Genomic DNA, 13,786 nt, shown 5'->3' with positions numbered 1-13,786 from the left:
AGAACTGACGAAGTCAGCTCAAAACACTGTTTTGAGGTTGCAGATAGAACTGACGAAGTCAGCTCAAAACACTGTTTTGAGGTTGCAGATAGAACTGACGAAGTCAGCTCAAAACACTGTTTTGAGGTTGCAGATAGAACTGACGAAGTCAGCTCAAAACACTGTTTTGAGGTTGCAGATAGAACTGACGAAGTCAGCTCAAAACACTGTTTTGAGGTTGCAGATAGAACTGACGAAGTCAGTAACATATATACGGCAAGGCGACGCTGACGTGGTTTGAAGAGATTTTCGAAGAGTATTAAATACTGAAAAGTTGTCCGAGTAAGAAGGTAACGCCCATAGTTAAGAGACCAATAGCAAGGTTCCGAATCATAGCTGTTTTGGTTGGGGCTTTTCCAAGTTTGGCACTAGTATAACCAGTGAGAAGAAGGGCCACACCGACGATAAGGACAGTAACAGGGATGCGGTATTCACTTGGGAAAATGGTCACTGAGAGCATTGGAGGCAAACTTCCAAGGAAAAAAGAAATAAAGCTAGAGATGGCAGCATGCCAAGGATTGGTAAACTCTTCATACTCAATACCGTATTTTTCCTCTACCAAAGCCTTGAGTGGATTATTTAAAAAGGCTTTGGTAGTCAAAAGTTGAGCAGAGGTTTCGCATTCTCCATTTTGGATATAGGCAGCATAGAGGGACTTTTTGGCTAGTTCCATATCTTGGTCTAGCAAGAGCTGCTCACGCGCAACGGCTGCTTCCTCAGTATCTTTTTGAGTTGAAACGGATACATATGCTCCACCAGCCATTGAAAAGGCACCAGCTAAGATAGCTGCAAATCCTGATAAAAAGATAATCCAGATATTGGTCGTGGCACTAGCAACTCCGATAACCACACCAGCAATGGAAATAATCCCATCATTGGCACCAAGAACACCCGCACGCAGGATATTTAAACGACCTGCAAAATTTGAATCGATTTCGTGATTTGTTTCTGACATACTATTCTCCTTTTTATCCAGTATAAAGGAAAGAGGTAATGAAATCAATCTTTTAAAAGTATCTGAAAAAAGTTGCACGATTTTAATGATATAAAAATATCGACATCTTCTCTGATAGATCAAACACCGAAGGTAAAGAGTATAGAATAGCATAAAAAATTTTAAATTAAATAGGATAAACATTTTGTTCACTTTATAATCGTTTACAAGAGAATAATGAGTATTAAATCAAATAAAATCCAACTATTTTGCGAACTTTTTATATTTTTTTCGTAAACCGCTTTACAAGTTCTTAAAAACATGATATAGTAATAAAGCTTAGAAAATGAGATGATGTTTTCTAGCAAATATAAACCCGAGTAAAAAATGCCTACGGACAGGCAGGGTTGAATGCCGAAGCGTGGTTGAAAAACCACATTATTGATAGGGTTAAAAGCCTACTTTTATAAGTTGATGTTAGGACACTTGTCCTAATTCATAAATTTTTAGTGTGGTGAAAGCACACGTCATCTTGTGAAACGATCAATAAAGTACGTAATATTTGCTACTAGAGAGTTAGGAAACATCGGGAACAGACATACTCAACAGAAACAAACATAAAAACGTCAGAAGATTGCAGAGCAGGTGGAAACCTGCTCTTTTTTCATGAGTCAACCTTTAGTCGCCTTTATCTTCTTGAGGCACTAAAAATACGGTAAAGGAGTAAGTCTTGAAGAAGTTAGATCAAAACCAAGCCCCAATTTATGAGGCTTTGGTGAAGTTACGCAAGAAAAGGATTGTTCCCTTTGATGTTCCAGGTCACAAGCGTGGACGAGGAAATCCAGAACTTGTCGAACTGTTAGGAGAAAAATGTGTAGGCATTGATGTCAATTCGATGAAACCCTTGGATAATCTAGGACACCCTATTTCGATTATTCGAGATGCAGAGGAGCTGGCTGCAGATGCTTTTGGAGCTAGCCATGCTTTTCTCATGATTGGTGGAACAACCTCATCGGTGCAGACTATGATTCTGTCAACCTGCAAGGCAGGAGATAAGATTATTCTTCCGAGAAATGTTCACAAATCTGCCATCAATGCGCTGGTTCTATGTGGTGCCATTCCCATCTATATCGAGATGAGTGTAGATCCTAAGATTGGTATCGCTTTAGGTCTTGAAAATGACCGAGTAGCCCAGGCCATAAAGGACCATCCAGATGCCAAGGCCATTTTGATTAACAATCCTACTTACTATGGCATCTGTTCAGACCTAAAGGGTTTGACAGAAATGGCTCATGAAGCTGGCATGATGGTTTTAGTAGATGAAGCCCACGGAGCGCATTTGCATTTCACTGATAAACTTCCAATTTCTGCTATGGATGCAGGGGCTGATATGGCAGCAGTTTCCATGCATAAGTCTGGTGGGAGTTTGACCCAAAGCTCCATTTTACTTATCGGGGAGCCGATGAATTCTGAATACGTTCGTCAGATCATCAACCTGACCCAATCAACATCTGCTTCTTACCTGTTGATGGCTAGTTTGGATATTTCACGTCGCAACTTGGCCCTTCGTGGTAAAGAGTCGTTTGAAAAGGTCATTGAACTGTCTGAGTATGCTCGCCGTGAAATCAATGCTATCGGTGGATACTATGCCTACTCAAAAGAGTTAATAGATGGTGTGTCGGTCTGTGATTTTGATGTAACCAAGCTGTCAGTTTACACTCAGGGTATTGGCTTAACAGGTATCGAGGTTTATGACTTCCTACGAGACGAATACGACATTCAGATTGAGTTTGGTGATATTGGCAATATCTTGGCCTATATTTCGATTGGTGATCGCATCCAAGACATCGAGCGCTTGGTCGGTGCTTTGGCTGACATCAAGAGACTCTATTCACGAGATGGGAAGGACTTGATAGCAGGAGAATATATTCAGCCCGAGTTGGTGTTATCTCCTCAGGAAGCCTTCTATTCAGAGAGAAAAAGTTTGACCTTGGATGAATCTGTTGGACAGGTCTGTGGAGAATTTGTCATGTGCTATCCTCCAGGGATTCCTATCTTGGCTCCTGGTGAACGCATTACTCGTGAAATTGTAGACTATATCCAATTTGCTAAGGAACGTGGTTGCTCCCTCCAAGGGACGGAAGATCCTGAGGTCAATCACATCAACGTCATTAAGAGAAAGGATAACTAGATGGATTTATGGTTTTCTGAAGTTCATACTCCAGATGTCAAATTGTCCCTGCGAACAGCCAAGCAACTCTACGCTGGTAAAAGTGAATGGCAGGATATCGAAGTCTTGGATACCCCAGCTTTTGGGAAAATACTGATTTTAAATGGGCACGTCTTGTTTTCAGATGCGGATGACTTTGTCTACAACGAAATGACCGTTCATGTTCCCATGGCTGTGCATCCCAATCCAAAGAAAGTCTTGGTTATTGGGGGTGGCGACGGTGGTGTTGCTCAAGTATTAACACTCTATCCTGAGCTGGAACAAATCGATATCGTGGAACCAGATGAGATGTTGGTTGAGGTTTGTCGTGAGTATTTCCCAGACTTTGCTGCAGGGCTAGATGATCCACGTGTTACTATTTACTACCAAAATGGGCTACGCTTTTTGCGAAACTGCGAAGATGACTATGATATTATCATCAACGACGCGACGGATCCATTTGGACATACGGAAGGGCTCTTTACCAAGGAATTTTACGGTAATAGTTATCGTGCTCTGAAAGAAGACGGTATAATGATTTACCAGCATGGGAGTCCCTTCTTTGATGAGGATGAGTCAGCTTGCCGAAGCATGCATCGCAAGGTCAATCAAGCCTTTCCAATCAGTCGGGTTTATCAGGCCCATATACCAACCAGTCCAGCTGGCTATTGGTTGTTTGGATTTGCTTCGAAAAAATACCACCCTGTCAAAGATTTTGACAAGGAAGGCTGGAAAAAACGCCAGCTTTTCACAGAATACTACACTGCAAACTTACACGTGGGAGCCTTTATGTTGCCCAAGTATGTTGAGGACATTTTAGAAGAAGAGGAAGGAAAAAAATGAGTCGTTTATTAGTTATTGGATGTGGGGGCGTTGCCCAAGTTGCTATTTCAAAGATTTGTCAGGATAGCGAAACCTTTACAGAGATTATGATTGCCAGCCGTACCAAGTCAAAATGTGATGACTTGAAAGCGAAGTTAGAAGGCAAAACAAGTACAAAGATTGAGACAGCTGCTCTTGATGCTGACAAGGTTCAAGAAGTCATTGCCTTGATTGAAAGCTACAAGCCAGAAGCTGTTTTGAACGTAGCTTTACCATATCAAGATTTAACAATTATGGATGCCTGTTTGGCAACAGGTGTCCACTATATCGACACAGCTAACTACGAGGCAGAGGATACAGAAGATCCTGAGTGGCGTGCCATCTATGAGAAACGTTGCAAGGAACTTGGTTTTACAGCCTACTTTGACTACTCATGGCAATGGGCTTATCAGGAGAAATTCAAAGAAGCTGGCTTGACCGCTCTTCTTGGTTCTGGTTTTGACCCAGGTGTGACCAGCGTCTTTTCTGCCTATGCTCTCAAACACTACTTTGATGAAATCCACTATATCGACATTTTAGACTGTAATGGTGGTGAGCACGGTTATCCATTTGCGACAAACTTTAACCCAGAAATCAACCTACGTGAGGTTTCTGCGCCAGGTTCTTACTGGGAAGATGGTAGGTGGGTTGAAGTGGAAGCTATGTCAATCAAGCGTGAGTACGATTTCCCTCAGGTCGGACAAAAAGACATGTATCTCCTTCACCATGAAGAAATTGAATCATTGGTCAAGAACATTCCAGGTGTCAAACGCATTCGTTTCTTTATGACCTTTGGTCAATCTTACTTGACGCACATGAAATGTCTTGAAAATGTTGGACTCCTTCGTACGGATACCATTAACTTCAATGGACAAGACATTGTTCCAATTCAATTCTTAAAAGCCTTGCTTCCAGATCCAGCCAGCCTTGGTCCACGCACGGTTGGTAAAACCAATATCGGTTGTATCTTTACAGGTGTCAAAGATGGCGTTGAAAAGACCATCTACATCTACAATGTCTGCGACCATCAGGAATGTTACGCAGAAGTTGGTTCACAAGCCATTTCTTACACGACAGGCGTTCCAGCCATGATTGGGACAAAATTAGTTATGAATGGTACTTGGAAACAAGCAGGAGTTTACAACCTTGAAGAATTAGATCCAGATCCATTCATGGAAGCTTTGAATGAGTATGGTTTGCCTTGGGTTGTGGTTGAGAATCCACAAATGGTGGACTAATGAAGTTAGAACAAGTACCAACGCCAGCTTACATCATTGACTTGGCAAAGTTAGAAGGCAACTGCCGCATTTTACAATATGTACAAGAAGAATCTGGTTGCAAGGTTTTGCTTGCCCAGAAGGCATATTCCCTTTACAAAACCTATCCCTTGATTAGCCAGTATCTATCTGGTACGACAGCCAGTGGACTCTATGAAGCTAAGCTCGCTAGAGAAGAGTTCCCGGGTGAAGTCCATGTCTTTGCGCCAGCCTTTAAGGATGCGGACATGGAGGAATTACTAGAGATAACGGACCATATCGTCTTTAACTCAGAGAGGCAGTTGCGCAAACACGGGCCTCGTTGTCGGGAGGCTGGTATCAGTGTTGGTTTACGTCTCAATCCTCAGTGTTCAACACAGGGTGACCATGCGCTCTATGACCCTTGTGCACCTGGTTCTCGTTTTGGCGTTACACTAGATAAAATTCCTAGTGATTTGCTGGATTTGGTGGATGGTCTTCATTTTCACACCCTTTGCGAGCAGGGAGCAGATGATTTACAAACAACTTTGAAAGCAGTAGAAGCGAAGTTTGGTCCTTACTTACATGAGGTCAAATGGCTCAATATGGGTGGTGGACATCATATTACAAGAGATGACTATGATGTGGACTTGCTGATTTCTGAGATTAATCGTATTCGCGAAACCTATCAACTCGATGTTTACATCGAGCCTGGTGAAGCTATTGCGCTCAATGCGGGTTATTTAACAACTGAGGTATTAGATATTGTAGAAAACGGTATGGAAATCTTGGTTTTAGATGCCTCTGCGACCTGCCATATGCCTGATGTACTTGAGATGCCCTATCGTCCACCTTTGAGAAATGGCTTTGAGGCACAGGAAAAAGCCCATACCTACAGACTTTCTTCTAATACCTGTCTGACGGGCGATGTAATTGGTGATTATAGTTTTGAAAATCCTGTTGAGATTGGAGATAGACTTTACTTTGAGGACATGGCTATTTACTCATTTGTTAAAAATAATACCTTTAATGGTATTGGATTGCCAAGTCTTTATCTCATGGATGATCAGGGTGACTGTAGCTTAGTCAAAGCCTTTGGCTATCAAGATTTTAAAGGGAGATTATCATGATGGACAGTCCCACAAAATTAGGCTATCGTATGCCAGCAGAGTACGAACTACATCATGGTACCCTCATGATATGGCCGACTCGACCAGGTTCATGGCCCTTTCAAGGAAAGGCTGCTAAAAGAGCTTTCAGCCAGATTATTAAGACCATAGCAGAAGGAGAAAGAGTCTATCTTTTGGTGGACCAAGACTACTTAGCTGAAGCCCAATCTTATCTTGGAGACAAGGTTGTTTATTTAGACATTCCCACCAATGATGCCTGGGCGCGTGATACAGGCCCAACCATTCTTGTCAATGATAAAGGCCAGAAATTAGCCGTGGATTGGTCTTTCAATGCTTGGGGTGGAGCTGTAGATGGTCTCTACCAAGACTATGAAGATGATGATCAAGTAGCCAGTAATTTTGCTGAGGCCTTGGAAATGCCTGTTTATGATGCCAAACCTTTTGTCCTAGAAGGCGGAGCGATACATAGCGATGGTCAAGGAACCATTCTCGTGACTGAAAGTTGTTTGCTTAGTCCTGGTCGCAATCCTCATCTTAGTAAAGAGGAAATCGAAAATACCTTATTAGAGTGCCTTGGCGCTGAAAAAGTTATTTGGCTTCCTTATGGTATTTATCAGGATGAAACCAATGAACACGTTGACAATGTTTCAGCCTTTGTTGGTCCTGCAGAGCTTGTTTTGGCTTGGACAGATGATCAAAACGATCCTCAGTATGCCATGTCAAAAGCAGATCTCGAATTCTTAGAGCAAGAAACAGATGCAAAAGGTCGTCACTTCACTATTCATAAACTTCCAATTCCAGCTCTTCATCAAGTTGTAACCGAAGAGGATTTGCCAGGCTACATCTATGAAGAAGGAGAAGAAGAGCGATACGCAGGTGAACGACTAGCAGCTTCCTACGTAAACTTTTATATTGCCAACAAGGCTGTCCTAGTTCCTCAGTTTCAAGATAAAAACGACCAAGTAGCCTTAGATATTCTCAGTGAGTGTTTCCCAGACCGTAAAGTTGTCGGAATTCCAGCCAGAGATATTCTCTTAGGTGGTGGCAATATCCACTGTATCACCCAACAAATCCCAGAATAGGAGAAAAAGATGAGAAATGTAAGAGTTGCAGCCATTCAGATGCAATGCGCCAAGGATGTGGCAACAAATATTCAAACCGCAGAGCGTTTAGTACGTCAGGCTGCAGAACAAGGCGCACAAATTATTCTCTTGCCCGAGTTGTTTGAACGTCCCTATTTCTGTCAGGAACGTCAGTATGACTACTACCAGCATGCCCAGTCGGTGACAGACAATACAGCTATTCAGCATTTTAAAACCATTGCCAAGGAGCTAAAGGTCGTTTTACCAATCAGTTTCTATGAAAAAGATGGTAATGTCTTGTATAACTCTATTGCCGTCATTGATGCAGATGGTGAGGTGCTGGGTGTTTATCGAAAGACCCACATACCAGATGACCATTATTATCAAGAAAAATTTTATTTCACACCTGGCAACACAGGTTTCAAGGTCTGGGATACTCTCTATGCCAAGATCGGGATCGGTATCTGTTGGGATCAATGGTTCCCTGAAACAGCCCGCTGTCTTGCGTTAAATGGTGCTGAATTGCTCTTTTATCCTACAGCCATTGGTTCAGAGCCAATTTTAGATACGGATAGTTGTGGTCATTGGCAACGTACCATGCAAGGACACGCAGCAGCAAATATTGTTCCAGTCATCTCAGCCAATCGTTATGGATTGGAAGAGGTCACGCCTAGTGAGGAAAATGGCGGACAGAGTTCCAGTCTTGACTTCTACGGTTCCTCCTTTATGACGGATGAAACAGGAGCTATTCTAGAACGAGCTGAAAGACAAGAAGAAGCTGTTCTGTTAGCTACTTATGACCTAGACAAGGGAGCAAGTGAACGCCTAAACTGGGGCTTGTTTCGAGATAGAAGACCAGAAATGTATCAACGAATTACGGACTAGTAGGGGAGAAATGAGAGGTTCATTCTGCTAGACTAACTTCTTATTAGCAACTATAAGATACTATGGTATCTAGTAAATCGATTTTTATGATTCACTATTCTTTTATCTTGATTAGTCCGTATTTTATACTAGACTTCCTGCAAAACTAGAATCCTAGTTCATGATTGATAATACCAACAATCAAATTCATTCGTAATCTGAAGCGTTTACGATGATTTCGATAGGTTGTTGAAAACATTTTAAACGTTTTTACTTTGGCAAAGATGTTCTCAACCTTGCTTCTCTCCTTAGATAGCGCATGGTTACAGGCTTTCTCTTCAGCTGTTAGCGGCTTGAGTTTGCTGGATTTACGTGGAGTTTGTGCTTGAGGATATAGCTTCATGATTCCTTGATAACCACTGTCAGACAAGATTTTACCAGCTTGTCCGATATTTCTGCGACTCATTTTGAACAACTTCATATCATGACAATAGTTCACAGTGATCTCCAAAGAAACAATTCTCCCTTGACTTGTGACAATCGCTTGAGCCTTCATAGCGTGGCATTTCTTTTTACCAGAATCATTCGCTAATTGTTTTTTAGGGCGATGGATTTTTACTTCCGTCGCATCAATCATTACCGTGTCCTCAGAACTGAGAGGAGTTCTTGAAATCGTAAAACCACTTTGAACAAGAGTTACTTCAACCCATTGACTCCGATGGGTTAAGTTGCTTTCGTGAATACCAAAATCAGCCGCAATTTCTTCATAAGTTCGATATTCTCGCACATATTGAAGTCGCCATAAGAAGGTCTTCTAAGCTTAGTTTAGGTTTTCGTCCCCCTTTTGCGTGTTTACCTTGATAAGCTGTTTTCAATACAGCTCACATCTCTTCAAAAGTCGTGCGCTGAACAGCAACAAGGAGCTTAAATCGTGTATCAGTTAGTTGTTTACTTGCTTCATAATTTTATTGTATCATATTTTTGTTTCACAGGAAGTCTATTATATTTAAGGATATTTGAAAGCTGTATTTTAGAAAAACAATTATGGAGTTTTGATATTTTCTTAGTTTCAAACAAGCATGTTATAATAAAGCTATGGCATATAGTACAGATTTTAAACATCGAGAATTAGATTACATCAAAGAGGGGCACAGCCATGTCGAGGCAGCCAAGGTTTTTGATGTTGGCGTCAGAACTCTCTTCATGTGGGAAAAGAAAGACGTGAACAAGGACACTCATACTAAACTAAAATAAAAAAGCATTATATAGTAGTAATATGAAATCAACTAAAGAAGAAATCCAAGCTATCAAAACACTTTTAAAAGACTCTAGTACAGCTAAATATCATAAACGCCTTCAAATCGTTCTATTTCGTCTGATGGGTAAATCTTATAAAGAGATTATAGAGCTTTTAGGCTGTAATCAAACAACGATTTGGCCAACTGTAAAAAAATATGAGGAGTTCGGACGCGATTCTCTCCTTCAAGAAACACGTGGTTGTCGTAACCATGCATATATGACAATTGAGGAAGAGAAAGCCTTTCTTGCCCGTCATTTGAAGGCTGCAGAGGCAGGAGAATTTGTTACAATTGATGCCTTATTTCAGGCTTATACAAAGGAGTTAGATCCTTCCTACACACGTGATGCCTTCTATCAACTCTTGAAGCGCCATGGTTGGCGAAATATTAGGCCACGTCCAGAACATCCCAAGAAAGCAGACTCTCAAACCATTGTCGCGTCTAAAAATAAAATCTCAATTCAAGAAGACAAGAAAGCGCTTTAAAACCAGTAGGCATTTTCGTAAGGTTCGCTTGATGTACCAAGATGAGTCTGGTTTCGGTAGAATCAGTAAACTGGGATCTTGTTGGGCTTCAATGGGAGTAGGTCCACATGTCCATAGTCACCATATACGAGAATTTCGCTATTGTTATGGAGCTGTTGATGCCCATATTGGAAGATATCATGAATCAACTTCAAGATGTTATACAAGGACTGGAGAAGGAGGTGATAAAGTCCATCGTTAATCGGAGATGGAATAGAATGCTTTTTGAAAGCAGATGAGTATTAGATTATGAAGCAGAGCTGGAAGACGCTGAGATTTTAGGAAAGTTTTGGAATAAGGAAGGTTACTATATTATAGTTTATAACAATGCTAAAAAAGCCCCTGAACTGTTCAAGGTAGAGTTCTCTGAGTGGAAGCGTATGCATATAGGGGAGACATATTAGACAGCGTTAGGGGGATACACTTACTTTTAAGTATCAAAAAAATAAGCACTTCCGTAATTGGAAATGCTTGTTTTTTGATATGTTTAGACTCTTATACTCAATGAAAATCAAAGAGCAAACTAGGAAACTAGGAAACTAGCCGCAGGTTGTTCAAAGCACTGCTTTGAGGTTGTAGATAAGACTGACGAAGTCAGTTACATATATCTACGGCAAGGCGACGTTGACGTAGTTTGAAGAGATTTTCGAAGAGTATTAGTCTTTATTTTCGTATGGCAAGATCAAGTTCAAGATGATTCCTGTCATGGCTGAAAGAGCAGTACCTGAAAGTGTAACTGGACCAAGTTTAAGGACAGCTCCTCCAAGTCCAAGAACCAACATAGCACTTGCGATGATGAGGTTTCGCATTTGAGCGAAATCAACACGTTCTTTAATCAAGACTTTCAAACCATTGCTGGCGATAACCCCATAGAGAAGGATTGACATACCACCAAGTACAGCGTTTGGAATAGTTGAAATCAAGGCAGTGAATTTACCAAGGAAGCTGAGGGCAATCGCGATGAAGGCAGCGTTACGGATAACTGAGACAGAAGCGATACGAGTCATACCGATAACCCCTGTATTTTCTCCGTAAGTTGTATTGGCTGGTCCACCAAGGAAGGCAGAAACAGAAGTTGCGATACCGTCACCAAGAAGAGTACGGTGAAGACCTGGTTCTTTTAAGAATTGACGGCCACAGATTTGACCCAAAACAGTATGGTCTCCGATATGTTCAGAAATTGTTACGATAGCGATTGGCAAGATAGCGATGGCTTCTGGACCAAAGTAAAGATTGTATTCTTTAAAGGCACCACCTGTGTTAAATGGCAAGTAGAAACCAGGAATTTCAAACCAGTTAGCTTTAAGAACTGGTGTAAAGTCAACCAAGCCAAGAGTTAGTGCGAAGAGGTAACCACCGATAATGGCAAAGAGAAATGGAATGATTCGTAGGAATCCTTTTCCCTTTGTATTGATAAAGGCAGCAATCAAGAAAGTAACAACTGCTACAAGAGCATTTTTCCAGTTTCCATCAGCTACAAGACCAGCGTTGGTAACAGCTGAACCTGCAAGTCCAAGACCGATAACGATAATCATAGGTCCGATGATGATTGGTGGCAAGAGTCTATCAATCCATTTTGTTCCTACAAATCGGATGCTGGTAGCAACAAGGACATAGACCAAACCAGTCAAGATAACTCCAGTTTGAGCAGCAGATATATCTCCTCCCATTTCCTTCATAGCTAGTGACATAGCTGTGATAAAGGCGAATGAAGAACCTAGATAAACTGGAACTTTAAAACCAGTAGCAATCATGTAGATGAGTGTTCCAACACCTGAAGCAAAAAGGGCAACAGATACAGGCATTCCCAAAATCAAGGGTACCAAGATGGTCGCACCAAACATGGCGAAAACGTGTTGGAAGCTAAGGAGAATTCCTTTTCCAGCCGAAGGACGTTGGTCAACGTCTAGTAACAAATCAACAGTTGATTCTTGTTTCATATAAACCTCACTTTTGGGCATCAAAAAAGAGCCCATTATTTTACAGCAATAGGCCCTCAGAGTAAGACTTCTCTAAAATCTAAACTTTAAAGAGTTTCAAGTATTTCTGTGTCTTCGTCACCTCACGGGATGACATTAAAAACCTTTGCTTAGGATAGTATAGCAGAAAAAAATGATTTTGTAAATCATTTTTTCCCGAGCCTAAAAATAAGAGAGCGAGGTTGATTTTGTAAATCATTTTTTCCCGAGCCTAAAAATAAAAGAGCGAGGTTGATTTTGTAAATATTTTTTTACTAAAAAGATTAAAGTGGGCGTTTATTTGGCATACCAGCCTTACGTGGATATTTATTTGGCGTTTCTTTTTTCTTTTCTACAACTGTCATATAACGCGGATCTCCATTTGGTAGGGCGTAGCTGAGATTGTCTTCGACTTTACTGAAGAGGAGGTTGAGGGCATTCTTAGCTTCTAATAATTCCTCAGGGGCATTGCTGGCCTTGAGTGCCAATAGTTTTCCGCCAACTTTAAGGTAAGGAATTGTCAATTCAGATAAAACCTGCATGCGGGCAACCGCACGAGCTGTTACAAAATCATATTGAGCACGGAAGTTCTTGTCTTGGGCAAAATCTTCGGCACGTCCGTGGTAGAAATGAACTCCGTTCAAATCCAATTCTTGAGCCAAAAGTTGCAGGAAGTTGATACGTTTATTGAGCGAATCAATGATGGTCACATCTAACTGAGGATAGAGGATTTTCATCGGCAGACTAGGAAATCCTGCCCCAGCTCCAATATCAAGCAATTTGATAGTTTCATTGGGAATCAAGCCTTGAAGAATGGGTGCAATCGAATCGTAAAAATGTTTGAGATAAACTTCTTCCTTGTCCGTAATAGCTGTTAAATTAATCTTTTCATTCCACTCAACCAAGAGTTCAAAATAACGATCAAATTGTTTTTTTTGCTGGTCCGAAAGTGGAAGATTTTGCTCGGCAAGCAAGTTGTAAAATGTTTCTGGTTTCATAGTTATTTCCTTCTTTAGTATCATCTTATTTTACCACAATCATTAAAAATTTGATATACTGGTACTAATCTAAAAGCAGAAAGGACTTATATCATGACTTGGATTATTCTTGGAGTTTTAGCTCTTATTGTTATTTTTGTGATTGTTAGCTATAACGGTTTGGTTAAAAATCGTATGCAAACAAAGGAGGCTTGGAGCCAGATTGATGTTCAGTTGAAACGTCGAAATGACCTCTTGCCAAACTTGATTGAAACTGTAAAAGGTTATGCTAAATATGAAGGTTCTACCCTTGAAAAGGTAGCAGAACTACGTAACCAAGTGGCAGCAGCGACTTCACCAGCAGAAGCTATGAAAGCTAGTGATGCCCTCACTCGTCAGGTTTCAGGTATTTTTGCAGTTGCAGAAAGCTATCCAGATTTGAAAGCTAGTGCCAACTTTGTTAAATTGCAAGAGGAGTTGACAAACACAGAAAATAAAATTTCTTACTCTCGTCAACTTTATAACAGTGTTGTCAGCAACTACAATGTAAAATTAGAAACTTTCCCAAGCAATATTATCGCTGGAATGTTTGGATTTAAAGAAGCAGATTTCCTTCAAACACCAGAAGAGGAAAAGGTAGTTCCTAAAGTTGATTTTAGCGGTTTAGGTGACTAA

11 protein-coding genes and 3 pseudogenes are annotated in these 13,786 nt (G+C 40.9%); 10 read left to right on the top strand and 4 right to left on the bottom strand.

The features are described 5' to 3' along the window. Positions 1-270, top strand: a 270-nt coding sequence (locus tag HT687_RS00625) for a hypothetical protein (protein WP_172924035.1), incomplete at its 5' end; no start/stop codon positions are given. Between the two features lie 28 nt (positions 271-298). On the opposite strand, the gene HT687_RS00620 is transcribed toward HT687_RS00625, so the two are convergent. After that, the gene (locus tag HT687_RS00620) at positions 299-994 is read right to left on the bottom strand and encodes a VIT family protein (RefSeq protein WP_023937531.1); all 696 of its coding nucleotides are present in this window, start codon (positions 992-994) and stop codon (positions 299-301) included. A 709-nt stretch (positions 995-1,703) separates the two neighbouring features. Here HT687_RS00620 and HT687_RS00615 point away from each other — a divergent pair. The 6 genes from HT687_RS00615 to aguB are packed head-to-tail and all read left to right on the top strand — an operon-like array spanning position 1,704 to position 8,375. After that, positions 1,704-3,164, top strand: coding sequence for an aminotransferase class I/II-fold pyridoxal phosphate-dependent enzyme (locus tag HT687_RS00615; protein ID WP_023937530.1), 1,461 nt, complete (start codon positions 1,704-1,706; stop codon positions 3,162-3,164). Further along, the gene (gene speE, locus HT687_RS00610; protein ID WP_000366713.1) at positions 3,165-4,025 is read left to right on the top strand and encodes a polyamine aminopropyltransferase; all 861 of its coding nucleotides are present in this window, start codon (positions 3,165-3,167) and stop codon (positions 4,023-4,025) included. Continuing rightward, positions 4,022-5,281 (top strand): saccharopine dehydrogenase family protein, encoded by a 1,260-nt coding sequence (locus HT687_RS00605; RefSeq protein ID WP_054388368.1) that lies wholly within the window; start codon positions 4,022-4,024, stop codon positions 5,279-5,281. The genes speE and HT687_RS00605 overlap by 4 nt, the downstream gene beginning before the upstream one ends. Beyond that, positions 5,281-6,408 (top strand): carboxynorspermidine decarboxylase, encoded by a 1,128-nt coding sequence (gene nspC, locus HT687_RS00600; RefSeq protein WP_023937527.1) that lies wholly within the window; start codon positions 5,281-5,283, stop codon positions 6,406-6,408. The genes HT687_RS00605 and nspC overlap by 1 nt, the downstream gene beginning before the upstream one ends. Further along, positions 6,405-7,490, top strand: a complete 1,086-nt coding sequence (gene aguA, locus HT687_RS00595) for an agmatine deiminase (protein WP_023937525.1) — start codon at positions 6,405-6,407, stop codon at positions 7,488-7,490. Before nspC ends, aguA begins: the two co-directional genes overlap by 4 nt. Positions 7,491-7,499: 9 nt before the next feature. Beyond that, the gene (gene aguB, locus HT687_RS00590) at positions 7,500-8,375 is read left to right on the top strand and encodes an N-carbamoylputrescine amidase (RefSeq protein ID WP_023937523.1); all 876 of its coding nucleotides are present in this window, start codon (positions 7,500-7,502) and stop codon (positions 8,373-8,375) included. 145 nt (positions 8,376-8,520) lie between these two features. Here aguB and HT687_RS00585 read toward each other — a convergent pair. Continuing rightward, positions 8,521-9,319 (bottom strand): annotated as a pseudogene (locus tag HT687_RS00585) (IS5 family transposase); the annotation flags it as partial. A gap of 130 nt (positions 9,320-9,449) precedes the next feature. Between HT687_RS00585 and HT687_RS00580 the strand changes: the two are divergent. Both HT687_RS00580 and HT687_RS00575 read left to right on the top strand, forming a co-directional pair. Further along, positions 9,450-9,589, top strand: a pseudogene (locus tag HT687_RS00580) (IS630 transposase-related protein); the annotation flags it as partial. Positions 9,590-9,630: 41 nt separating this feature from the next. Beyond that, a pseudogene (locus HT687_RS00575) lies at positions 9,631-10,415 on the top strand (IS630 family transposase). Between the two features lie 417 nt (positions 10,416-10,832). Here HT687_RS00575 and HT687_RS00570 read toward each other — a convergent pair. Both HT687_RS00570 and rsmG read right to left on the bottom strand, forming a co-directional pair. Further along, positions 10,833-12,116 (bottom strand): solute carrier family 23 protein, encoded by a 1,284-nt coding sequence (locus HT687_RS00570; protein WP_031233631.1) that lies wholly within the window; start codon positions 12,114-12,116, stop codon positions 10,833-10,835. Positions 12,117-12,418: 302 nt separating this feature from the next. Next, a complete protein-coding gene (gene rsmG / locus HT687_RS00565; RefSeq protein ID WP_023936541.1) occupies positions 12,419-13,132 on the bottom strand; it encodes a 16S rRNA (guanine(527)-N(7))-methyltransferase RsmG in 714 nt (237 codons plus the stop codon). A gap of 93 nt (positions 13,133-13,225) precedes the next feature. Between rsmG and HT687_RS00560 the strand changes: the two genes are divergently transcribed. Continuing rightward, positions 13,226-13,786, top strand: a complete 561-nt coding sequence (locus HT687_RS00560; RefSeq protein WP_023936539.1) for a LemA family protein — start codon at positions 13,226-13,228, stop codon at positions 13,784-13,786.

This window comes from Streptococcus sp. 1449 (assembly GCF_013276805.1).
GTDB lineage: Bacteria > Bacillota > Bacilli > Lactobacillales > Streptococcaceae > Streptococcus > Streptococcus pseudopneumoniae.
The sequence above is the reverse complement of the archived record's forward strand: the minus strand, read 5'-3'. Positions and strand labels throughout refer to the sequence as shown.

Bases quoted from the DNA above. Each gene is read 5' to 3' on its own strand.
- aguB (WP_023937523.1), top strand. From the start codon at position 7,500: ATGAGAAATGTAAGAGTTGCAGCCATTCAGATGCAATGCGCCAAGGAT.
- HT687_RS00620 (WP_023937531.1), bottom strand. From the start codon at position 994: ATGTCAGAAACAAATCACGAAATCGATTCAAATTTTGCAGGTCGTTTA.
- nspC (WP_023937527.1), top strand. From the start codon at position 5,281: ATGAAGTTAGAACAAGTACCAACGCCAGCTTACATCATTGACTTGGCA.
- rsmG (WP_023936541.1), bottom strand. From the start codon at position 13,132: ATGAAACCAGAAACATTTTACAACTTGCTTGCCGAGCAAAATCTTCCA.
- HT687_RS00605 (WP_054388368.1), top strand. From the start codon at position 4,022: ATGAGTCGTTTATTAGTTATTGGATGTGGGGGCGTTGCCCAAGTTGCT.
- HT687_RS00570 (WP_031233631.1), bottom strand. From the start codon at position 12,116: ATGAAACAAGAATCAACTGTTGATTTGTTACTAGACGTTGACCAACGT.
- aguA (WP_023937525.1), top strand. From the start codon at position 6,405: ATGATGGACAGTCCCACAAAATTAGGCTATCGTATGCCAGCAGAGTAC.
- speE (WP_000366713.1), top strand. From the start codon at position 3,165: ATGGATTTATGGTTTTCTGAAGTTCATACTCCAGATGTCAAATTGTCC.
- HT687_RS00560 (WP_023936539.1), top strand. From the start codon at position 13,226: ATGACTTGGATTATTCTTGGAGTTTTAGCTCTTATTGTTATTTTTGTG.